This is a genomic window from Vibrio sp. 1288 (assembly GCF_033344475.1).
In genome coordinates, this window is record NZ_JAWPOX010000045.1 from 1 (window position 1) to 20933 (window position 20933).

The following is a 20933-nucleotide window of genomic DNA, read 5'->3' on the forward strand; positions in this document are numbered from 1 at the left end:
GGCGCTGGACTAAACAAAGGCCCCCTTTTAGGGGGCTCACACAAAGCCACCTTCTTTAGAAGGTGGTAATTTACATTCCATCCACCGTTAGCGAACTGCCTCGAGGCATTGATATGAACAAGTTAGGCGGCAAAGAATCTCGTATTGACTACGGCACAACGGGGTTCGGCGGCGCGTGTCCTCCAAAGAATGATGGGATGCATCGTTACCAGTTTACGGTGTGGGCATTGCCAACTGAAGAACTGAAATTGGATGAAAACACGCCACCAGCCATTGTAGGGTTTACTTTGAATAGTGTTGCTTTGGGTAAAACGACATTAACCACGACTTACACGCGATAATTGAATATAAGGGGAGAGAATGGGTCACCAATATCAGGTTACGCTGTTTCGTGCGGAGCAGCAGCAGAAGCTTCGTAATGTCAGGATTCACTCCCCAAGCATTATTCAGATTGTTAAGGGGAGTAAACATCTTTTCTGGAAAGACGAAGTACTCGACATCCATCATCCAAATATCATGCTTTGTGAAGCAAATGCATCCCTAAATTTTGAAAATCTTCCTCTACAAGGGCGATTTCTTTCTCGAATGTTCAGTTTTCACTGTGTGCCTAGCGATGAAATGTTGGAGCTAAGCATGAGCAACGCATTAGGAAACTATGTACCCGTTGTTGAGACAGATAAAGCATTGCAAGCGACGTTAAATGCTTTGTTTTCGTTTGAGCGGGAAAGCTTAAGTGAAGCGACACAACGCTATTGGATTATGGGCCTATATCAGCAGCTAGCTGAGAGAGGGTTATTGCATCGGTTGTTCTCGAGTTCACATATCTCCTTTAGTCAGAAACTTAGTCGTTACTTATCGCGCTCTCCAGGGGAGGAGCATCCATTAGATATGGTCGCGGGGCACTTTGCTATGAGCCGAGCAACATTGATACGAAAACTGAAACAAGAAGGTACTCAGTATCGTGAAGTATTGGCAGAAGTGCGCTTAAATCACGCACTTTACTTGATGCAAAATGGCTCGTATAACGTTGCGCTGCTAGCACAGTTGTGTGGTTATCAGTCAGAGGGGCGTTTTAGCCAACGCTTTAAAAGTAAGTTCGGCCTAACGCCCAGCGAGTATATTAAAACGGTAGTGAGTTAATGTTTTACCGCTTTTGTATTTTTTGTGCTTTTTAGGTTAGCCATAATATTTGGCCTTCATTCGCAATGCTACATTCACCAAAGCAATCAACACAGGCACTTCGATCAGCGGGCCAATGACACCAGCAAAAGCTTGGTCTGAGTTTAGGCCAAACACCGCGATAGAAACCGCAATTGCCAATTCAAAGTTGTTGCCTGTTGCCGTGAAAGCAATCGACGCGTTTTTGTCGTAGTCAATGCCCATTTTCTTACCAACGAGGAAGCTGACAAAGAACATCAACACAAAGTAGATAGCCAGTGGAATTGCTACACGGAATACATCCATTGGCAGTTCAAGAATCATTTCACCTTTCAAGCTGAACATCAGCACGATGGTCGCAAGCAGGGCGATAAGCGTAATTGGTGAAATGCGTGGGATGAACACGTCGTTGTACCATTGTTCACCTTTCGCAGCGACCAGCCATTTGCGGCTTAGGAAGCCCGCTAGGAATGGGATACCAAGGTAAATCAGAACGCTTTCCGCGATGTCCATCATCGAGATATCAACCACGAAACCTTCGTAGCCAAAGACTGGTGGCAACACAGTGATGAACAACCATGCCATCACACTGTAAGTCACGATTTGGAAAGCGCTGTTTAGTGCAACTAGGGCTGCGCCGTATTCTTTGTTACCGCCACCGATATCGTTCCATACAAGCACCATCGCAATACAACGAGCAAGACCGATCAGAATGATACCAACCATGTAACCCGGATGATCACCTAGGAAAGTCAATGCAAGGATGAACATCAAAATAGGGCCGACAATCCAGTTCATGACCAAAGACAGCGTGATTGCTTTTTTGTCTTTCGTCACTGTACCTAGCAGGTTGTAGTTTACCTTTGCGAGTGGCGGGTACATCATCAAAATCAAACCAATCGCTAGCGGTACGTTTGTGCTACCAACTGACATTGACTCGTTCCACTCAGCTACTTGAGGGAATGCTGCGCCAATACCTACACCGATTGCCATTGCAACAAAAATCCACACCGTTAGGTAACGGTCCAAGAAGCTCATTTTGTCGCTGGCACTATTTAAAATTTGAGTAGTCATAGTGTTCTCTTATTCGTTTATCGTCGAAAGGCGATAGTTAAAGGTATAGTTTATCTTTGCACGCCTGAGCAGCGTGCAAAGGGAATTAATCAAATAACTTGGAAAATCCTAGATTGAACTGATCAAACGCGTCGCGTTGAATGCGGTAACACACCTTAGGTGGGTTTGGCTCGGCGCTGATAAAGCCAGCTTGCTTTAGAATACGCAAGTGCTCGGAAACAGTAGATTGCGCAAGACCCAGTTCAGAAACCAAATCACTGTTCAAACAACCACCCATGGTATCGAGCGTGTGCAGGATATGCAGAATGCGCAAGCGTGCTGGATGTGACAAAGCTTTTGCTTGTGCTGCTAGAGTTTGTTCTTTCTCGAGCTGTTGTTGCGTTGTCTGAAAAACAACTTCGCACGTGTCGTTGCACTTATCACTCATTCGCTGGCCTTAATAGTTAATCGTCGAATTACGATAAAGTGTACGCCTGCTCTGTGAAAGATGCAACAAATCGATGAAAAAATTAATCGGGAAATAGCGATGAATAAAAAGTTGAAAAAATATATCTTTTAAAAACAGAGATATAATCAAAAATTAAGTAGGTTACTAAAAGTTAACTAATTGCACTATGTTTCTAGGTTACCATAATAAACCACATCCGACGCACAATGGTTATTGCGTCATCTTGTGAACTTATTTAAAGGTAATCCCATGAGCAATGTACTGATCATCAATGCACACGAACCATCACCATACTCAGAAGGTCGTCTAAACGCTTCTCTTGTCGACAAAGCACAGACGCTTCTGCAAGCAAAAGGCCATGAAGTTCGCGTTGTGACAATGCAAGATGAGATCAACGTAGATGAGCAACTCGCACACTTTGAGTGGGCTGATCGCGTGATCATCCAAAGCCCAATCAACTGGATGTCTGTGCCTTGGTCATTCAAAAAATACATGGACGACGTGTTTACTGCGGGTATGGGCGGCGCACTGTGTGCATTTGATGGCCGTAGCGCAGAAGAACCAAAGAAAAACTATGGTACAGGCGGTACTCAAACCAACAGCAAATACATGCTTTCACTGACATTCAACGCGCCAGAAGAATCGTTTGATGATGAGAACGAATACCTATTCCAAGGTAAAGGCGTGGATGATTTGATGTTCCACATGCACGCTAACTTCCGCTTCTTTGGTATGTCAGCATTACCTACATTCGCTTGTTATGATGTGATGAAGAACGCAGATATCGAAAACGATTTTGTTCGTTTCGAAGCTCACATTAACGAAAACTTCTAATCCTTTTAGAAAGATAGTGCGAACTGAATGATGAATTGAGATGGACTGCTGCATGCGGTCCATTTTTATTTGTTTGCGGCGAGGTGACGTTTTTATTACTCTAAAGCACTAAATGTATATAGCTTACTTTTCGTTACCTAGATTAAGTGCGTATCTTGAGGTGTATTGTGGAAAGCAGAATCAGTGTAGATAGCAAAGGTCGTAAGTCAGTGGCGAACGTATGTGCGGAGCCATGTGCTATCGAGAAAGGGATGCGTCTAATTGGTGGTAAATGGAAAGGTTCTCTGATTTATCATTTGAAAGACGGCCCAGTTCGTTTCAATGACTTAGCACGCATGCTAGGCGGTGCAAGTAAAAAGATGATCGACCAACGTCTTAAAGAGCTAGAAGCGGAAGGTATGGTGGTGCGTAAAGTGATCAGCGACCGCCCAATTGCAGTCAGCTATGAACTAACAGAGTTCGGCCGTACCGCACTTAAGATTCTTGATGATTTGCGAATTTGGTCTGAAAAGCATCAAATTGAGCTTCGTTAAGACCAAAGTAGTTAATCGCAAACGTCACTCTCTTTTGAAAGCTGATTAACAATACATCGCCGTTTATACCCAAGTAACTTAGATGTGCTTCATTAAAATCGTAATTTGTTTCGTAAAACAACGTACTCTTTCGAGTCAGGCATATCGAAGCTACTTGAGCATAATCGTACTTTTTAAGTTTTTGATTTTTAGTTATTATTTTATCATACTTAATAAGTTGTAGAATAAATCACTCACTTCAGTTGAATTTAAAAAAGCACTATTTAATTCCAGTTTCTTTTCAAAATCGGAATATTTATCGAATTCCTCTTTCTCAACTAAACCTATTGGTGAGTTGTCGTTAACGTGGCTTTCATATTTTTTGATGGTATATAATTTAGACTTTTCGTCAAAATATTGAATTATCTTAATGTTAACGTCAGGTCTCTCCGTATTATACGTGATCGTAATTTTTTCATAATCTTTATTAATCGGAGTCGTAAGTCCTGTAGGGTAGATGATTTTAAACCCATTAATGTCATTCTTCTTCGTGCTTTTATAATGTTTTGAGTATGAAAAGTTTTCAATTGCACTTTTAGTGACGATAATTGACTCACCTTTCTTTAAACCGTATTCGGTACATTCATAATCGTCAACAACCGTAGAATTTCTTTTCTTTTCAATCAGGTAGGACATGCTTGCAGATGTCCCTCCGTGTTCCAGTTTTTGTTGGTTTACAGAACAATAGAAATGACCTTTGTCCACCGTCATTGCGTTGACTTGTTCCGGATTTGAAATGGTGGGATGTATATCTTTTGCTGGATCGTTGTCGCTTCCTCCTGAACCGCATCCAACTAATCCGATACAAACGGCCATATAAAGCAAAGAGATTTTATTCATACTGTATTTCTCAATTAAGATGTGTGATTGCAAATAACGATTAATTAAATTTTTATAAAGTGAAATGTTTTTTATTTTAATTGAACGGTGTTTTATTGGTAATTTAATCGTTTGCTTTTATTTTGTCTCTTACGGTATCTATGTTTTCATTTATGGTATGAATTATTAGATTTGCACAATTGTGAGTTGCAATAGGATAATAATCGCTAGCCAACTACTTGTGTAGGTACCGTTATGATTTATATATCCGTTAAGTCTAAGTTTTTAGTCTTAATTTCATGTGTTTATCGTGAAAGTGACTTAGAAGTAAATACTTAACGTTGTTTGAGGGGAGTCTGGGCTTCACTGATCTTGTTTTTCATCAAGACGTTGTATAATGAACAAGGACTTTATTTCCAACTTGTTTATACATATCAGATCTCACGGATCTGATATGCATTCCAAGTTATTCTCACTAAGGCAAGAATCCTAGCTTATTTAAGGATAGAAAGTTTACTTGGGTGTAGAAGATATTAGTAATCCAATGTGCCACGGATAGGGTAGTTATTGTTTGGATCGCGAATCCATGCCAATCCGCGTGATAGCGCGCCAAGCTCAGGGCGAACAAACGGGTTGTTTGAAATATCCACCACGTGTAAGTCGCCGTGTTCATTCACCACAAACAGACCTGGTTCTGCGAAATTATGATCGGTTTCCTGTTCAGATCGAGGAATAGATACATACAAGCCTAGCGTTTTCATTTGTTCTTCGGTCAGGCCGTAAGCGATAGGGAAGCTGATTTCGAGTTTCTCTAGATGCCCCTCTAGCTGTGCTTTTGAATCGCCAGAAACGGCAAGAATATCGACGCCAGCATCAGCGAAAGCCTGTTTGTAACTCTCAAGCTCGTTGAGGTACTTAGTACAAAGAGGGCAGTGTTTACCACGATAAACGAATACTGCTTGCCAAGTCGCATCACCTTGCGGCTGACCCAACGTTACGCTTGAACCATCTAGCAAAGTGGCTTGAAGATGAGGGAAGCTGTCGCCCGCTTTAAGTTTCACTGAAGTTGCCATATTGACTCCCGAATTGGTGGTGTATATCCATGAATGCCCCTTTCTCAACAAAGCGATTGGGGGATGAGACTTCAATGTAGACTCTGTTTTGCGGTGTTTCAACTAGTTAACTTTTAGTAACCTGCAATAAGGTAGTAGAGTGCAAAAGATGAAAAAGCAGAACTTAAGATACAACGAAGTGGGGGTGTAGTATCAGGAGCTAAGTTCTGCTTGAGGTTAGGCTATGACCACTGGAACATATCGTTAAGATAAACCAGAGTCATCACTTCTATTTTATTACTCGATTGAGCTAGGCGTTGCTGAAAAAAGTACGCCATCATTGGCTTCTTCATTTTTTCCTCCTTTAGCTGACGAGTAAATTATGTGTATAAAAGGGGATATAAAAAAGAGAGTGCTTTTGTTGGCTTTTTTCCTAATAACGTAAATATATGGGGCTTTAAAGCCGAATTTGGAGGTTAATTGTGGAAAAGGGGAACAGATAATTAGGAAGTTTTCTTATTTTATTACCGCCAACTTAAGTAAACTATTCCTATCCACAAACTTCACAGATCTAAGGTTGATTCAGTGTCTGATCTCAATTTGTTTCGCTATTACCAACGATTACTCTCGTTTAGCGTTGGTGATGAAACAAAAACCACGTTACAGGACATTGCCGACATCATGTTCACTTCTTCTCGGCATGCTCGTAGCCTGCTAACGCAAATGCAGCAGAAGGCGTGGTTGAGCTGGCATCCGAAAGCTGGGCGGAACCAACGATCGACTCTCATTCTGAATATGGAGTTAGACGTTTTAAAAGAGAGCTTGGCTCTTGAACGTATCAAGTTAGGCAAGTATGAAAAAGCGCTGGCGATATTAGATGAAGACGAACTGGCATTTGGCCGTTTGTTAAAAACAACGTCTGGTGCTTCTGTGCAAGAAGGACAGCTCAATATTCAATTAACCTATAAGCGAATGTTTGAGCGCGTCGTTCCACATCAACTTCAGCGTAGCAGCGAACGTTTCTTATTAAGGCAAATCTATTGTTGCTTAGTTTCGAGTGATAACAATGGGAAAGTGCAACCAGAACTCGCACATCACTGGCGTTATGACGAAGACACCTACGAATGGACTTTCTACCTTCGTCCAGGTCTGACTTTTCATAATGGTAATTCCATTGATGCAGAAACAGTGGTTAGCTTGTTTGCAAAGTTGAGTTCACTACAGTACTACGAAAAAGAGTTGGCACATGTTGCTAACATTACTGCGCCAACGCCATTGAAAGTTGTTTTTAAGCTTAATCGAGCTGACTTGGGCTTTGCTGGACTTATTTCTGGAGTGAAATACGGCATTCAACCAGTAAGCCAAGTTAACGTAGCGAATAACAAGCTGGTGGTCGGAAGTGGCCCATTCTCTGTTGTCGAGCACAATGAAAGTCGTTTAAAACTGCAAGCATTTAATGGTTATTATGCATGTAGAGTTCTAACGGATTTGGTGACTATCTGGATTGTTAATGACGAGCAAATGGAGAACCCGTCATTGGCAGCAAATACGTTGCAAAGGGATACTTCGCCCGAGGAGGATTTGTGTGGACACTATATGTCGACGCAAAACCGAGAAAACTCATCGGCGAGCAAGCGTAGTCGAATAGAAGATGGTTGCTTATTCGCCTTATTTAATCAGCACGCTAAGCACAAACTCTCTTTAGCGCAGCGCCGTTATATTAGTGAGCTAATTCAACCTGAGCACTTGGCCGAAGTGATGCGCCGCGAGAATATTGTATTTGGGAGTATACCCGCTTATAACCTGCTACCAGGTTGGAAGCCAGTGCTCCGTCCGTTCAGTGAGCCGCTTAAGTTACCTAAACACATTACGATAGCCGGATATAACTATACCGCGTTGCGTCGCTGTGCGCGGGCTATTTCTAATCGTTTGGTGAGTGTTGGCAGTAAAGTAGAAATTGTTATGTATTCCTATCGTGAGCTGAACGAGAAAGCTAAGAATGGTGAGCTAAATGAGACGATGGTCGTGACGAACATAAACCTAGATGATAATCGTCATGCCTCAGCGTTCACGAACTTCTTCAGCAACGCTGTGCTATTCCACACTTTGGGAGAGAAGAACGCACAATGGTTAGATGAACAACTACAGAGAGTCAGATCTTTCGTTCCACTTGAGGACTACCTTAATGCATTGGAGCCAATTGCATCGACGTTGATCAGCGAATACTGGATTGCACCCATGTTCCACCATACACAAACTTTGCGTTTCCAAGGTGTTTTAGAAGACGTCGCTCTTACTAACTGGGGTTGGCCAGATATTCGCTCGGTGTGGTCTGCGGATTAACTGCCTTAGTTACATAGCAAAGTGCTGCTTCACGAATTCAATGAAGGCTCTGGTTTTCGCTGATTGATAGATAAGTTGTGGGTACACCAAGTAAACCGCGTTGTGCTGGTGGTCAGTTTCTTCCGATAGAACCTGCACTAGACGGCCGTGCTCAACGTCTTGTTCGACAAAGTAACTTGCTAACCGAGCAATGCCATTGCCAGACAGGGCTGATTCTTTGAGTAAGCGATTTTCATTGCTTGAAAGCCAACCTTGGGTTTGAACTGTTCCCGTTTTTAACGGCCACTCTTTTTGATGCAATGTGGTTAAGCATTGATGCTCTTGTAAATCATCTAATGTCTCCGGCGTACCTTCTTCTTGCAGATACTGAGGAGAGGCAACCAGCCAGTGGTGGTAGTCCAAAAGGTGATGAGCAATCATATTCTCTGGCGGCGTTCTTGTCGCTCGAAACGCAAAATCAACGCTGGTTTCTGTCAGATTAAACGCTTGATAGCTAGAAAGAATCTCGAACTCTACGTTTGGATGTAAAGCGCGAAACGCCACACACAAATCATGCAGCACCGCTTCAGCAAACATCTTGGGAGCGGTAAGACGAATCAGACCGTCTATTTGTTCAGATCGCTGACTTAAACTCTTTTCCATTTCCATTACGCGGCGTTTGAGATCTTCCGCTTGTGCAAAGATCGATTCACCTTCTGCCGTCAATCTCACGCTGCGTGTGGTTCGAACAATCAAAGGCGTTGCGAGTTCCGATTCCAATCGCTTGATTTGTTCCGACAGGTAACTTTTAGAGATACCAAGTTGCTCTGCTGCTCTAGAAAAGTTGAGTGTTTGAGCCACTTCAGCAAACAGCATCAGTTTTTCGATTCTCTTATAATCTGCCATCTTTATTGCTCGCTTTAATTGTTCGGTAACGAGGATAATGAATTCGATTTTACGGTATTAAACTAATTTTTACGAACGGTAAGATGGTTCGAGTTAATTTAAGAAATTGAAGATGCAGAAATCGGAAAAGTGAGAATAACGATGAACAATCCAACACTACCGCTCGCCAAAACCTTACCTAACGTTAGCCGCTTGGTCTTCGGCTGTATGGGACTTGGAGGGGAGTGGAATCGCAACCCATTAACCGCCCAAGATGAAAACCAAGCTTATGCCGCTGTAGAGGCAGCATTAGAGGTTGGCATCAATCTCTTTGATCATGCGGATATCTACAAATTCGGTAAGGCTGAAGAAGTGTTTGGGCGCATCTTAGCCAATGACTCAACCTTACGAGAACGAATGTATCTGCAATCAAAGTGCGGCATCCGTCTAGGAGATGAGCAAGGTGTTAAGCAGTATGACTTCTCTGCCAAATGGGTGACGGCTTCTGTTGAGGGCATTCTTGAACGCCTTGGCGTGGAAAATCTTGATGTTTTGATGCTGCATCGTCCTGATCCTTTGGTTGAATTTGAAGAACTGGGCACAACGCTAAAAGCCCTGAAACAAGCTGGCAAAGTTAACCACTTCGGTGTTTCTAACATGAACAGTGCTCAAATTGACCTTCTTCAACAAGCAACGGGCGAAGTTGTTGTGGCGAACCAGTTGGAAATGAGTCTGGCTAAGTCTGACTTTATTAAGCAAGGCATGGGGCTTCCTTCGTCGGAATCTGACTACGTTGCGGGAACACTGGAACATGCCCGTAAGCATAATATCCAACTGCAAGCGTGGGGCAGTATGGCGCAAGGAAGATTCTCAGAGCGTGGTTTACATTCTGATGATCACAACACCAGACAGACGGCGGAGATGGTAATGGCGCTAGCAGCTGAATATGGCGTGTCGTCTGAGGCGATTGTTTTAGCCTTCCTAACGCGTCACCCAAACCAAATTCAGCCTGTTATTGGTACTGCAAACCCACAGCGTATTCGCGCTTGTGCTCAAGTAGAGAACGTCACGCTATCACGTAGCCATTGGTATGGCTTGTTCGAGAAAACCCTTGGTCATGAGATCCCGTAGGAGAGAAAAATGAAATACGTACAAGTTCAAACTCTGATTCAAACGGCATTGGAAATTGCGACTGCTCGCAAGCAGAACATTGCGGTTGCCGTGGTTGATACACATGGAGAATTGCTCGGTTTTGCCCGAATGGATGATGTGAGTGTGCAAGCAGGTTTGTTGGCACATAACAAAGCTTACACCTCGGCTAGAGACCGTCAGCCTAGCGGCAATCTGGGTGCTTGGGCTCGTGAGACGGGTAAGCAGTTGAGTTATTGGACTGACCCGAAGATCACAGGCTTTATGGGTGGTGTACCTGTAGAACAAGAGGGGAAAGTCGTCGGTGCAATTGGTATCAGTGGTTTGGCTGAGCAAGATGACGAAGCACTTGCGATGGAAGTATTAAACGCGCGTTGAGTATAATGTTTATCAGTAGGTGTGATGCTTTGTCCAGCTTTGTACTCACTGTAGGGACTCAAGTTCACAGGCTTCGTCGAGTCACAATGCTATCGAATAGCCTGAAGTAAGCAGAAGTTGAAATCGCGAACTATGATTAATTTATTTGAAAGCTTTGAGGCCTAAATATGTTTCATAAGGTATTCGTTTCGCTATTTTTTGTTCTCCTCTCAGGCTGTGGTACGAGTGACAGCGCGTTAAAAGAGAGCGGTTATGATGAAGCTTATATCCAAGGCTTTCATGACGGTCGGCATAGTGGTATGCAAGAGGCAGGGAATGATTTTGAACACTATATTAAGGACGAAACAAGGTATCAAACCGACTCAGATTATCGGCAAGGCTGGGATGCTGGTGAGGTAGAGGGTAACAAGTTACAAAAGCAGGCGACCGCGATAGGACAAGGCATGATTGATAATTCATATGAAGAACGTGATGTCTTTGATCCTGATAAAGTGGCGAAAGATGCAATAAAAGGCGTTGATACATCGGAATTGAAAAGCCTAGAGTAACGGACTGATATAAAGAATAAAACTCGTCATTTGACGAGTTTTACTTTTGTCTAAACGATTCATGTTTCAACGCTCAACAGGGCATTCATCGTTTGGGTATGAGCAATGTCGTTAATCACCTTTCTTGTTCTTTTGTTCAAGGACTAACGATAATAGGCGAACGAGCAGGGACTGAGCTTCCGGTGAGAGCAATCGCGCCACGGCCGTTAAGTCATTTGCTGTGACATGCTGAACATCACGTACATCTAAGGCAATATCTAGGTCAGTCAAATGAAGCGAACGCAATATGGCACGATATTGTGAGAGTTTAAGATCGGACTCTCCGCGCTCGATCCTTTGATATGTTTTTACGCTCATTCCAGCGATGTTTGCCATTTGCTCACGGGAGAGGCCATTCGATTTTCGTCTTGCGATCAGTGCTTGAATTATAGGGTCTACCTGCATGTGCTCTCCTGAAAGGACAGTTTTGACCTAAACGGAGCAAGAAGTGGACCAGTTTAACCACCACATATTTACCTGCTTTGCAATCAGTATAAAAATAACTGTCTTATAAAAACGTAAATATTTTAGTCAGTTATTAACTCAATGGAAAAGTATCAATCATACAAATCAATAGAAACGAAAGCTTCTATTCGCAAAATGCAACGCATTTTAGATCATTTATTTAGTGAAATTGATCAGCAACATCGTGAGACTAAAGAGAATGTTGTGACACTGATTCAACAGTCACAACAGCGATTGATGAACTACAAAGAGCTTTACCTTCACAAAGAATCGATAAGTGAAGTAGAGCTGCGGATGGCGCATGAAAACATGAGTGAGACTGAGAAGCAGGTCGCCGATATGGGTATTCCAGTGTTAACTTATATCATTGGCGCGCTAGATAAAGCGTATTAACACAGTCGTAAAGCCGGGCGATACAAGATTTACGCAATTTCGATCAATTGATGACATCTAAAAGAAAGGATGCAAATGCTGGGGAACCACACCCAGCATTCGGACACTCATTTACCTATATTTTCGAACCGTAAATCAGTGTTTAGAGGTATGTGAACCGAACAGTGTCGGTACGCAGCGAATAATAGCGATATTGTCCGATCTAGGCTACGTCCTTGGAATCTAACACCTTCACTTAAACTGTAAATTAATCTGTACACCCAGCCAAATTGAGCCATTGAGCACGTTCTTCCTTCTCTTTAAGCGATAAAAGACTAATTAGTGACGAAAAAAACAACACATCTTAGGTAAAAGATAAGAGTTGTTAAAATATATCGCTATAAGATTGACCTTTTGCTTTTCAATCGTCCTGCTTATGCCTTACAATCTTTTCGAACCAAATCCATTCATAACGAATGGGGTTGATGAATTAAGATGAACAATTTTGCTTCGAACCCAAAGTTGCGCACATTTCATCAACGATGACATCGCCAAAAATGACTCTCAAGTGTTCATGTGCAAATGATTAACCACCTTTTGTTGCATGTTTTCTTAGCCATACAGGGCTCTTGTAACATAGTGCTCTTGTAACCAAATTTTGACTAAGTCGGAGCGTTTTGCTGTGTGCTTTAGATAAAGCACAACTGGCGAGAAATTAACGGATTGAATTTAGAGGTATTAACCGTGAACCTAAAACTTGTCGGCAGCTCCCTGATCGTTGCAGGTACTGCTCTTGGCGCTGGTATGCTTGCTATACCAATGGTGCTTGCTCAATTTGGCCTCCTTTGGGGCACTCTTCTTATGTTGTTCATCTGGGCTGGAACGACTTATGCTGCGCTGCTCCTTCTTGAAGCCAGTTGCAAAGTAGGTGGTGGTGTGAGCATGAATGCAATTGCTCGCGAAACGCTTGGTAAAGGAGGCCAGTTGGTAACCAACAGCTTGCTTTACGCCCTGTTAGTTTGTCTATTAATGGCTTACATCATTGGTGCGGGTGATCTCGTACAAAAAGTAACAGCCTCAATTGGGCTTCCAACATCTACGATCTCAAGCCAAGTCGGTTTTACTCTTTTAGTTGGTATCATTGTTTCGGCAGGTACAGGGGTAGTAGATAAGCTGAATCGCGGTTTGTTCCTAGGCATGATCGTAGCGCTGATCCTGACACTTTTTGCGCTTGCACCAAGCGTCTCGTTTGAAGGACTTGATGAGGTTGTGAGCGACGATAAAATGGCACTTATCAAAACCAGTTCGGTGCTTTTCACCAGTTTCGGTTTTATGGTCGTGATCCCATCGCTTGTAACTTACAACAAAGAAGCGAGTAAAACACAACTGCGTAATATGATTATCGTGGGTTCAACTATTCCGCTTGTTTGTTACCTGTTATGGTTGTTAGCGGTTGTCGGCAACCTACCACCTCATGAGCTTGTTCAATACTCCAACGTAACAGAGTTGATCTCGGTACTAGGTCAGCAATACGAGGGCTTAGAGTTCATCCTATCCATGTTTACTGGTTTGGCACTGCTAACGTCGTTCTTAGGTGTTGCAATGGCGCTATACGATCAAAATGCAGACCTACTGAAAGCAAGTAAGCCAGTGATTTTTGTTACTACTTTTGTGCTACCACTATTAGGTGCTGTATTTGCGCCAGAACACTTCCTAGCTATTCTCAGCTACGCGGGGATTATTCTTGTGTTTCTCGCGGTCTTTGTCCCATTATCAATGACCATGAAAGTGCGCCGAGTGCCGGTAGAAGATGACAATATTTATGAAGCTGGTGGCGGCGCAATGGGAATGAGCATGATCTTCCTATTCGGCTGTTTCTTGCTGTTTGCCCAAGCAGTATAAAATCACGCTAGCTTATTTAAAAACTGAGCCGCTCGTATTCAAACGGGCGGCTTTTTTGTATTCATAGCCGAACCTAGGCCACTCAAAGTCATCAGCATTTGTGATGTTTGACGTTTCTCTGATAATCACGGTTAGTGCTGACTTTTTAGTAAAACTCCTTAGCGAAAGGCTGACATGTACAGTGATTCACCCTTCTATTATATCGATGTTGATATGAATAAGAGGCTCTGTTGTGTCAAAGCAATTATCTTTTGCCATGGTTGGCGTTATGTTGTCTTTAGGTGTGTTGAGTACAGAAGCGGTGGCTGACCCGAAGCATAAGCATCGACATCGGTACGATCACCATCATGCGCATCACCACCATCATAAACACAAGCATAAACACAAACATCGTGACGTTATTTATGTTGAGAACCGACGACCAAGGCGCAGTTACTATTACCATGACCGAATTCCTCGGAATAGTACCTACATAAAGATTGGAGATTTCACTTATCTAAAAGTGGACGACCGTTATTATCGCCGTTTTAAGGATCGCTATATCCATGTCGAGTTCAATTAAACTTGAAAGGACACATAGTCGGCGTTCTTGTAATGTTGAGCTTAAAAGCACCAACATGGCACACGTAACATCGACCAATACTAGGGTAGAGGGTTAAAAACAAAAACAGCGAGCCGATGCTCGCTGTTTTTGCTTAGATGAGTGTTAGACAGTAAATCTATTTAAGATTTGATCTTGTTTATGTACATCTTCTTGTTGCGCCTGCATCGCGTCGTTGGTTCGATTTGCCGATTCGGCGACTTGAGTCGATAGGTCTTTAATATTCACCGTATTGTTGTTGATCTCTTCAGCGACAAGGCTTTGCTCTTCAGCTGCTGAGGCAATTTGCAAGTTCATATCGGAAATACGCTGAATCGCGTCACGAATGCGTTGTAACGCACTATTTGCTAAACCCGCTTTTTCAACGGCCTCTATAGCACTACCTTTGCTTTGATGCATGGCATTTGCCACAGATGAAGCGCCAGATTGTAGTTGCTCAATCATAGTACGAATCTCTGTTGTCGACTCTTGAGTACGTTGTGCCAGTGTACGTACTTCATCTGCAACAACGGCGAAGCCTCGGCCAGATTCTCCCGCACGTGCAGCCTCGATTGCGGCATTCAACGCGAGTAAGTTTGTTTGGTCCGCAATATCGTTGATGACTTTTAGAATCGTTTCGATATTGGCGGTAGCAGATTCCAACACTTGTACTTCTTCGACTGCAAGGTCAATGCTATCGGAAAGCATGTTTATCGTTTGTGTCGATTCACCAACGATAGAAGACCCCTCAACCGTTGCTTGGTCGGCTTCTTTGGCTGCACTTGCCGCACCTTGCGCATTATTAGCAACCTCTGTCGCGGTGACAGACATCTCATGCATCGCGGTAGCAAGTTGTTCTAGCTCTTGCAGCTGCGTGTGAATTGCGCCTGCCGAGTCTTTTGCGCCCTCAGCGGTGATTTGAGTTCCGTTTAAAATTTGATCAGAAATACGTTTCGACTCAATGATTTGCTGTTGTAAGTTCTCCATGAACGTATTGAAGTTTGTGGCAAGCTCAGAAAACTCTTGGTCAGTATCTGTTTCGAGGCGTTGTGTGAGGTCGCCTTTCCCTGATGCTACATCTTTAATCGCATTGTTTAGCGTGTCCAAAGGACGCATGAGAGTGCGAATCAACAGAGTTAGGGCGATAATAGATGCAATCACGGCAATGATTGAATAAATAATAGCGTTGTTACGGAGCTCTCCTACGGCAGAATAGGCAACAGCTTCATCGATCACCGAACCTACGTACCAGTTCTCGCCAGGAATGTGAGTCAGGTTAACCATGTAGCGGTTGCCATCAATCTCAACATGTTGTGCTGATTGCGTAAGTTCGATTTGTGGGAGGTAGCTACCGACTTTCTCACCGTTGTATTTACTTTGAGGGTGAGCAATGGTTGTGCCATCAGCGGTGACCAGAAATAAGTAACCAGCATCAAACAGATTCACTTGGTTGACCAGATCTGAAAGGGTAGTTAATTCGAGGTCATAAAACATACCGGCTAAAAACTGGCCATTTTCTTTTACTGGCGTACCAACAGAGATTATAACGTTTTTCGAAGACGCATCGACGTACGGATCGGTTACGACCAAATCGCCTTTGCTCTTAGCTGCAATAAACCAAGGACGCTGACGTGGGTCGTAGTCTGGACCCGCATCCCAGCCGTCGTCATTTTCAATCACAAAGCCATTACTTTCATAACCAAAACCGATGGCAAGGAAGCTGCTTTTTGGCGTGGGTCTTTCAAGTATGTTTTGAACATAGCTATGTGAACTGGGGTCAAGCTCAATCACTTCAGTAATGGAGCGAGCGAGATCCTTCTTTGCATTCATTTCTGATTGCACAGTGTTACCAACACTGGTCAATATCTCGTTGGCACTTGAGTCGATTTGCTCCTGAGTTTGGGAGCGGATGGTCATAACTTGTTGTGTCGACAATAACGACACGGTAATTAGCAGCAAAAATGAAGAGGCTGTGACAACCTTATGTCTGAATTTCATGAGCTTTCCTCTGATTCTCCCGGTTGGTTCCACTTTGCTTTCGCCTCTTTTAAACCGAGCGAATTGGGCATAAAGAGAAACCTATTGTGTTTGGTTATATTTTTATCGACATCTTTGTCAAAAACATGAACTCATTTGTCGTCTTTTTTAACTAAATTTAAACAAACCGACAATTTACGTTAAAACTTGTGAGTGTGATCATGTTTGCGATCTCAATTAATGAAATCGTCATAATGAAAAGAATTGCTTAACAAACAGTGGCATCAACTGGCTTTACAGGTGAGGTGATGAAAATTTTGTTGGTGCTGACAGGTGTTTTGTTGAAGTTTTGTCTTTGTAAATTATGAGCTTTTTACTAAAAGCATAATGTGGACGGAGTTTTAGGTATAAAAAAGGCCCCGACGATGCGGAGCCTTTGTTTATTGACGTCTCGATTTTAGAAAATAAGATGAGCAACGCCAGCAATCACAGGTAATGTGATTAACGTACGTAAAATGAAAATTACGAAGAGCTCTACAATGTTTACTGGAATTTTGCTGCCTAACAGTAGGGCACCTACTTCCGACATGTAGATAAGCTGAGTTACTGACATTGCTGCAATAACAAAACGTGTCATTTCGTTATCGATTGAGGCCGCTAAAATTGCTGGAATAAACATATCTGCAAAGCCAACAACGATTGTCTGTGATGCTGCAACAGCTTCAGGGACTTGCAGTAGCTCTAGGTATGGGATAAACGGTTGACCCAGAATTGCAAATACAGGCGTGTATTCTGCAATCACCAATGCGACGGTACCAAGACCCATAACTACAGGTAGTACGCCAAATACCATGTCGACTGCGTTGTGTACGCCTTCTTTAAATACAGACTGAACCGATGTGACTTGACCAGCACGCTTAAGAGCTAGATCCATACCCCAAGAGAATGTGGTGTGGCCTTCTGGCACTGCATCTGCGTCTTTATCTGGGTTGCTGCCGTCAATGTAGCGATCTTTCTTCAGACTAAGCGGAGGCAGGCGAGGAATGATAATCGCAGCTACGATACCAGCTAGACAGATAGCGCCGTAGAAAGGCAAAAATAAGTGCTCTAGTTTTACCTGAGCGATAACAACTAAGCTAAACGTGATCGATACTGCTGAGAAAGTGGTCCCGACAACAGCCGCTTCACGCTGAGTATAGAACTTATTTTCGTATTGCTTGCTGGTTAGCAAGATACCAACACTTCCGTCGCCTAACCAAGATGCCATACAGTCAATTGCACTGCGGCCAGGTAGGTTGAATACCGGACGCATTATTTTACTGAGTAACGCACCAAATAGCTCCAGAAGACCGAAGTTCAAAAGAAGCGGAAGCAGTAAACCCGCGAAAATGAAAACGGCAAACAGAGTAGGTAGAAGACCAGTAAGAACAAGCCCGCCAGTGTTCTCTTCCCAAATTGCTTTTGGACCCACTTGGAAGAACGTCATTAACACGGCAGCGCCGCCGATTAAACGAACAACGAGCCAAAGTGGAGATGGGTTGAAGAGACCGTTTAAAAAACCATTACGTAAAATTGCAGCTGGCTTAAAAATTTTGCAAAGAACAGAAGCAACGGCCATGAAAGCGATGATACTGGTGACGATAGCAATCAAGGTATCGCCTAACACCGCAGGGATGACTTTTGCCATCACTGCAACGGGAATGGTTAGGCCGCCATCGTAAGAGATCGGAGCCATAAAGAGTAGAAGACCAATTAGGGAAGGGATGAAAAACATCCAAAAGTTGCCCTTAGGAGCTTCAGTAGCATTAGTGGTGTTATGCATAGTTGTCTCGTGTTACTACTAGTCAATACTTGCCATTTCCATGACATAAATATTCACTAAACATCCGTATTTAATCACAGTTTTGCGGAGGGTACCCGCAAACTGCATCCATTGCAATACTATTCATTAAATACATCTAGTTATTCAGCCGATTTGTCGGGTAATTGGTCAAATAACGTCTAAGTGTATGCGAATATGTTGCTTGCGTTAGAAAATTGTAGCACGAGAGGCGAATTGCGCAGTGAATTATGGGGCGCATTGTGACTGGAATAATAAAATCGTAAACAAATGTGATTTTGATCTGACTAACTTCTTAGCCAGAAATTCAGTTAGCCTTATCTATTCTAAGGTTTTTAGCAGTGTCAAATTGCCGTTCAGCGTTTCTTGTACCGTTGCAGTGTGAACCTATTGAGCCAAATCCGATTGAAGTATGTCGCTTCAATCGGATCGAAATTTTATGCTTTTTGTTGACGGCTAAGTATGTATAGGTAACTCCAGTAAATCAGAGCTGTAGAAAAAGCCAATATTGCTGGGAAAACCAGCGTATATAAACCATATACCGTAAATAGAGCCGCTCCCGCGACGCCGCCAAACAAAAAGCCAAAGAAAATGAATAGGAATAATTTTGCTTTACGTCGGTCAAATTGACGACCTCTCAAGCTCTCTCCAATCATAATCCCTAGATCGGTGATGATTCCGGTCATATGTGTGGTTCTGACTACTGCGCCGCTAAACGTGGTGATCATTGCGTTTTGTAATCCACATGCTGCTGATGCTAGATATTGGCCGTACAAATCCCCTTGCACCAAAAAGCCCAAGCTGAGTAAGAGCAAGCTCCCTTCTATGCACAGTGCAACACCATATCTTCGCCCTAGTTTTAACGCACTGCTTTCAATAAAAAAGCCGCTAAAGGCAGCGCCAATCAAAAAGCTAAATACGATGAAGAGCAGGTGAATGGAGCTATCCACACCTGTTAGCAAGCTGTTCCCTAGCTGAGTTACGGTTCCCGAAAGATGAGTTATCGCTTGGTGTTGAAAGCCGAGAAGACCAACGGCGTTGACGCAGCCCGCGAGAAGAGCTAGTAGAAACGCGCCATATTCCACCCAACGAGGAAGTCTGGAAATCACAATAAACCCCCACCAAATATTAGGAGCCGATTATAACGCTCACACCGAGTTACGAAACCCTTTACAGTAAAACTCGATTGATCATTCTCAAAAAATCTCACTTATAGGTCGTTTGTCCGAGCCAAAGTAAATACGTGAACGCGGATTGCTCGCTAGCAGATGTGTTCCGTTGTGCATTCGAAACTCACCCACCCGTGTTTCATTTGTTCATAGACTGAAACGGTAGGTTGGTGGAACTCTTTATCGGTAAATAGACCGACGGGAATGATCATGATTTCCGGGTATGCAGCAACGAACAACCTCATTGTCGTGCCGCAGGATGGACAAAAGTCATACTGAACCTCACTGCCATCATCGCCAATTCGGGTATAGCTAGTGACTTCACCGTTTAAAGTGACGTGCTCTTTTTCAAAGCGAGCTTGTACCCCAAAAACACTGCCAGTTCGTTTTTGGCATTCGAAGCAATGGCAGACAGACGTGTGGGTGGGCTCTCCCTTACAACGGATCTCAACTAAACCGCAGGCGCACTCGCATGTATGAATGGTTTTTGTCATCGTGATTACCTATTTGTCCCAATACACCAATAGACCTAGAGCACAGAGCTTGTGTCACTAGCTCGTTATGAGCTCTGGACTTGAAACTATTTGGATACAATCAGTTTAGTTTAATTTTGAAACACTTGAAGAGGTGAAATCATTTGGGTATACAATGGTATACTCGCTTTTCGTTTATACCTTGAAACAAGGAACTCTTCATGACTCACAAAAAAATCCTGCCGATACCACTTATTCTACTTATTCCAATCGTTTTATTGGTTGTGGTTGTGATCGCAGGTGTTTATCGTTTTAGTTTGTCTGATGACGAGATCATGGCTAAGTTTCCTCAAACAGAAGTAGAAACAAACGTTATTGTGCAAGAGACGCTTGGCATCACTGCACGTAACCCTTGGAAGATCCAAGTACCCGAGCAGGGTGCGGTCACTTTTCTTGATGAGTGGGATAAAGAAAACGGCTATTTGATCGGTGACTATGATGCAGGTGCGACAAAAGGTCAGGTACTTGTTCCAACTGCGTCGATTAGTCAGCGTGAGATTGAAGGTGTTTCATGGGTTGTTGCACCGATGATTGTAACGACACCAGGTAGCGGTTCGTTTAACTATGTTGGCTTGTTCAAGTTTGACCCCGTGCCGAGCCGAGTTGTCCTTTTAGACAGTATTTTTGTTGGTGACCGCGTGAAATTTACTCAGCTCGAATGGAAAAGTGATACAACTATCACGCTTTCATATTTAGCGCACGGTGACGATCAAGCAATGGCAGACACGCCAAATCAATTCAATTCATCCACATTACAGCGTGTAGGGAATAACTTACATATGCAACAGTGATGAATTTTTTTGAGTTCTGTAAAAAT

The 20933-nt window shown here is 43.1% G+C and carries 21 protein-coding genes and 1 pseudogene; 12 read left to right on the forward strand and 10 right to left on the reverse strand.

Going from position 1 to position 20933, the window contains the following annotated elements; genetic code table 11:
* Positions 1 to 74: 74 nt before the first annotated feature.
* Positions 75 to 341, forward strand: a pseudogene (locus R8O11_RS22200) (YbhB/YbcL family Raf kinase inhibitor-like protein); the annotation flags it as partial.
* Positions 342 to 360: 19 nt separating this feature from the next.
* Complete coding sequence (locus tag R8O11_RS22205; protein WP_203345638.1) at positions 361 to 1140, forward strand: helix-turn-helix domain-containing protein; 780 nt, start codon at positions 361 to 363, stop codon at positions 1138 to 1140.
* Between the two features lie 36 nt (positions 1141 to 1176).
* On the opposite strand, the gene arsB is transcribed toward R8O11_RS22205, so the two are convergent.
* Both arsB and R8O11_RS22215 read right to left on the reverse strand, forming a co-directional pair.
* Positions 1177 to 2232 (reverse strand): ACR3 family arsenite efflux transporter, encoded by a 1056-nt coding sequence (arsB, locus tag R8O11_RS22210; RefSeq protein WP_258659248.1) that lies wholly within the window; start codon positions 2230 to 2232, stop codon positions 1177 to 1179.
* Between the two features lie 85 nt (positions 2233 to 2317).
* Positions 2318 to 2659, reverse strand: a complete 342-nt coding sequence (locus R8O11_RS22215; RefSeq protein WP_009706198.1) for an ArsR/SmtB family transcription factor — start codon at positions 2657 to 2659, stop codon at positions 2318 to 2320.
* Positions 2660 to 2929: 270 nt separating this feature from the next.
* Between R8O11_RS22215 and R8O11_RS22220 the strand changes: the two genes are divergently transcribed.
* Both R8O11_RS22220 and R8O11_RS22225 read left to right on the forward strand, forming a co-directional pair.
* On the forward strand, positions 2930 to 3514 hold the full coding sequence (locus tag R8O11_RS22220) for an NAD(P)H-dependent oxidoreductase (RefSeq protein ID WP_005375454.1): 585 nt from the start codon (positions 2930 to 2932) through the stop codon (positions 3512 to 3514).
* A gap of 167 nt (positions 3515 to 3681) precedes the next feature.
* Complete coding sequence (locus R8O11_RS22225; protein WP_005375456.1) at positions 3682 to 4047, forward strand: winged helix-turn-helix transcriptional regulator; 366 nt, start codon at positions 3682 to 3684, stop codon at positions 4045 to 4047.
* Between the two features lie 195 nt (positions 4048 to 4242).
* Here the strand turns inward: R8O11_RS22225 and R8O11_RS22230 are convergent, their stop codons facing one another.
* Together R8O11_RS22230 and R8O11_RS22235 are read right to left on the reverse strand one after the other, a co-directional pair.
* Positions 4243 to 4926: a hypothetical protein gene (locus R8O11_RS22230; protein WP_258659246.1), complete on the reverse strand. Its 684-nt coding sequence runs from the start codon at positions 4924 to 4926 to the stop codon at positions 4243 to 4245.
* Positions 4927 to 5438: 512 nt separating this feature from the next.
* On the reverse strand, positions 5439 to 5978 hold the full coding sequence (locus R8O11_RS22235) for a redoxin domain-containing protein (protein WP_005385152.1): 540 nt from the start codon (positions 5976 to 5978) through the stop codon (positions 5439 to 5441).
* Between the two features lie 564 nt (positions 5979 to 6542).
* Between R8O11_RS22235 and R8O11_RS22240 the strand changes: the two genes are divergently transcribed.
* Positions 6543 to 8300, forward strand: coding sequence for an SgrR family transcriptional regulator (locus R8O11_RS22240; protein ID WP_161441540.1), 1758 nt, complete (start codon positions 6543 to 6545; stop codon positions 8298 to 8300).
* Positions 8301 to 8309: 9 nt separating this feature from the next.
* On the opposite strand, the gene R8O11_RS22245 is transcribed toward R8O11_RS22240, so the two are convergent.
* Positions 8310 to 9185: a LysR family transcriptional regulator gene (locus tag R8O11_RS22245; protein ID WP_205391413.1), complete on the reverse strand. Its 876-nt coding sequence runs from the start codon at positions 9183 to 9185 to the stop codon at positions 8310 to 8312.
* A 141-nt stretch (positions 9186 to 9326) separates the two neighbouring features.
* Between R8O11_RS22245 and R8O11_RS22250 the strand changes: the two genes are divergently transcribed.
* The 3 genes from R8O11_RS22250 to R8O11_RS22260 all read left to right on the forward strand — a co-directional run bounded on the left by R8O11_RS22250 (position 9327) and on the right by R8O11_RS22260 (position 11239).
* Positions 9327 to 10295 carry an aldo/keto reductase gene (locus R8O11_RS22250; RefSeq protein ID WP_033906813.1) on the forward strand — a complete coding sequence of 323 codons (969 nt, stop codon included), beginning with the start codon at positions 9327 to 9329 and terminating at the stop codon, positions 10293 to 10295.
* A 9-nt stretch (positions 10296 to 10304) separates the two neighbouring features.
* Complete coding sequence (locus tag R8O11_RS22255; RefSeq protein WP_005375465.1) at positions 10305 to 10691, forward strand: GlcG/HbpS family heme-binding protein; 387 nt, start codon at positions 10305 to 10307, stop codon at positions 10689 to 10691.
* 167 nt (positions 10692 to 10858) lie between these two features.
* On the forward strand, positions 10859 to 11239 hold the full coding sequence (locus R8O11_RS22260) for a hypothetical protein (protein WP_005375467.1): 381 nt from the start codon (positions 10859 to 10861) through the stop codon (positions 11237 to 11239).
* A 111-nt stretch (positions 11240 to 11350) separates the two neighbouring features.
* Here the strand turns inward: R8O11_RS22260 and R8O11_RS22265 are convergent, their stop codons facing one another.
* Positions 11351 to 11683: a helix-turn-helix transcriptional regulator gene (locus R8O11_RS22265; protein ID WP_031780945.1), complete on the reverse strand. Its 333-nt coding sequence runs from the start codon at positions 11681 to 11683 to the stop codon at positions 11351 to 11353.
* A 141-nt stretch (positions 11684 to 11824) separates the two neighbouring features.
* Here R8O11_RS22265 and R8O11_RS22270 point away from each other — a divergent pair, with 141 nt between their 5' ends.
* The 3 genes from R8O11_RS22270 (at position 11825) to R8O11_RS22280 (ending at position 14579) form a co-directional block, all read left to right on the forward strand.
* Positions 11825 to 12136, forward strand: a complete 312-nt coding sequence (locus R8O11_RS22270; RefSeq protein WP_005375472.1) for a hypothetical protein — start codon at positions 11825 to 11827, stop codon at positions 12134 to 12136.
* Between the two features lie 723 nt (positions 12137 to 12859).
* Positions 12860 to 14017, forward strand: coding sequence for an amino acid permease (locus R8O11_RS22275; protein ID WP_005375474.1), 1158 nt, complete (start codon positions 12860 to 12862; stop codon positions 14015 to 14017).
* A gap of 232 nt (positions 14018 to 14249) precedes the next feature.
* Positions 14250 to 14579, forward strand: coding sequence for a hypothetical protein (locus R8O11_RS22280; RefSeq protein ID WP_206958952.1), 330 nt, complete (start codon positions 14250 to 14252; stop codon positions 14577 to 14579).
* Positions 14580 to 14723: 144 nt separating this feature from the next.
* On the opposite strand, the gene R8O11_RS22285 is transcribed toward R8O11_RS22280, so the two are convergent.
* The 4 genes from R8O11_RS22285 to R8O11_RS22300 form a co-directional block, all read right to left on the reverse strand.
* Entirely contained in the window at positions 14724 to 16595 is a 1872-nt protein-coding gene (locus R8O11_RS22285; protein WP_318194438.1) for a methyl-accepting chemotaxis protein, read from the reverse strand.
* Between the two features lie 436 nt (positions 16596 to 17031).
* A complete protein-coding gene (locus tag R8O11_RS22290; protein ID WP_017635848.1) occupies positions 17032 to 18396 on the reverse strand; it encodes a YjiH family protein in 1365 nt (454 codons plus the stop codon).
* Between the two features lie 455 nt (positions 18397 to 18851).
* Positions 18852 to 19523 (reverse strand): YoaK family protein, encoded by a 672-nt coding sequence (locus tag R8O11_RS22295; RefSeq protein ID WP_005375484.1) that lies wholly within the window; start codon positions 19521 to 19523, stop codon positions 18852 to 18854.
* Between the two features lie 152 nt (positions 19524 to 19675).
* Positions 19676 to 20077 carry a GFA family protein gene (locus R8O11_RS22300; protein ID WP_025768472.1) on the reverse strand — a complete coding sequence of 134 codons (402 nt, stop codon included), beginning with the start codon at positions 20075 to 20077 and terminating at the stop codon, positions 19676 to 19678.
* Positions 20078 to 20277: 200 nt separating this feature from the next.
* On the opposite strand from R8O11_RS22300, the gene R8O11_RS22305 reads away from it, so the two are divergent.
* Entirely contained in the window at positions 20278 to 20907 is a 630-nt protein-coding gene (locus R8O11_RS22305) for a hypothetical protein (protein ID WP_318194439.1), read from the forward strand.
* Positions 20908 to 20933 lie beyond the last annotated feature (26 nt).

Excerpts from the sequence above, each read along its gene's own strand:
- R8O11_RS22300 (WP_025768472.1), bottom strand. The coding sequence starts at position 20,077 with ATGACAAAAACCATTCATACATGCGAGTGCGCCTGCGGTTTAGTTGAG.
- R8O11_RS22245 (WP_205391413.1), bottom strand. The coding sequence starts at position 9,185 with ATGGCAGATTATAAGAGAATCGAAAAACTGATGCTGTTTGCTGAAGTG.
- R8O11_RS22305 (WP_318194439.1), top strand. The coding sequence starts at position 20,278 with ATGACTCACAAAAAAATCCTGCCGATACCACTTATTCTACTTATTCCA.
- arsB (WP_258659248.1), bottom strand. The coding sequence starts at position 2,232 with ATGACTACTCAAATTTTAAATAGTGCCAGCGACAAAATGAGCTTCTTG.
- R8O11_RS22230 (WP_258659246.1), bottom strand. The coding sequence starts at position 4,926 with ATGAATAAAATCTCTTTGCTTTATATGGCCGTTTGTATCGGATTAGTT.
- R8O11_RS22250 (WP_033906813.1), top strand. The coding sequence starts at position 9,327 with ATGAACAATCCAACACTACCGCTCGCCAAAACCTTACCTAACGTTAGC.
- R8O11_RS22235 (WP_005385152.1), bottom strand. The coding sequence starts at position 5,978 with ATGGCAACTTCAGTGAAACTTAAAGCGGGCGACAGCTTCCCTCATCTT.
- R8O11_RS22285 (WP_318194438.1), bottom strand. The coding sequence starts at position 16,595 with ATGAAATTCAGACATAAGGTTGTCACAGCCTCTTCATTTTTGCTGCTA.
- R8O11_RS22255 (WP_005375465.1), top strand. The coding sequence starts at position 10,305 with ATGAAATACGTACAAGTTCAAACTCTGATTCAAACGGCATTGGAAATT.
- R8O11_RS22220 (WP_005375454.1), top strand. The coding sequence starts at position 2,930 with ATGAGCAATGTACTGATCATCAATGCACACGAACCATCACCATACTCA.
- R8O11_RS22260 (WP_005375467.1), top strand. The coding sequence starts at position 10,859 with ATGTTTCATAAGGTATTCGTTTCGCTATTTTTTGTTCTCCTCTCAGGC.
- R8O11_RS22270 (WP_005375472.1), top strand. The coding sequence starts at position 11,825 with ATGGAAAAGTATCAATCATACAAATCAATAGAAACGAAAGCTTCTATT.
- R8O11_RS22205 (WP_203345638.1), top strand. The coding sequence starts at position 361 with ATGGGTCACCAATATCAGGTTACGCTGTTTCGTGCGGAGCAGCAGCAG.
- R8O11_RS22290 (WP_017635848.1), bottom strand. The coding sequence starts at position 18,396 with ATGCATAACACCACTAATGCTACTGAAGCTCCTAAGGGCAACTTTTGG.
- R8O11_RS22265 (WP_031780945.1), bottom strand. The coding sequence starts at position 11,683 with ATGCAGGTAGACCCTATAATTCAAGCACTGATCGCAAGACGAAAATCG.
- R8O11_RS22215 (WP_009706198.1), bottom strand. The coding sequence starts at position 2,659 with ATGAGTGATAAGTGCAACGACACGTGCGAAGTTGTTTTTCAGACAACG.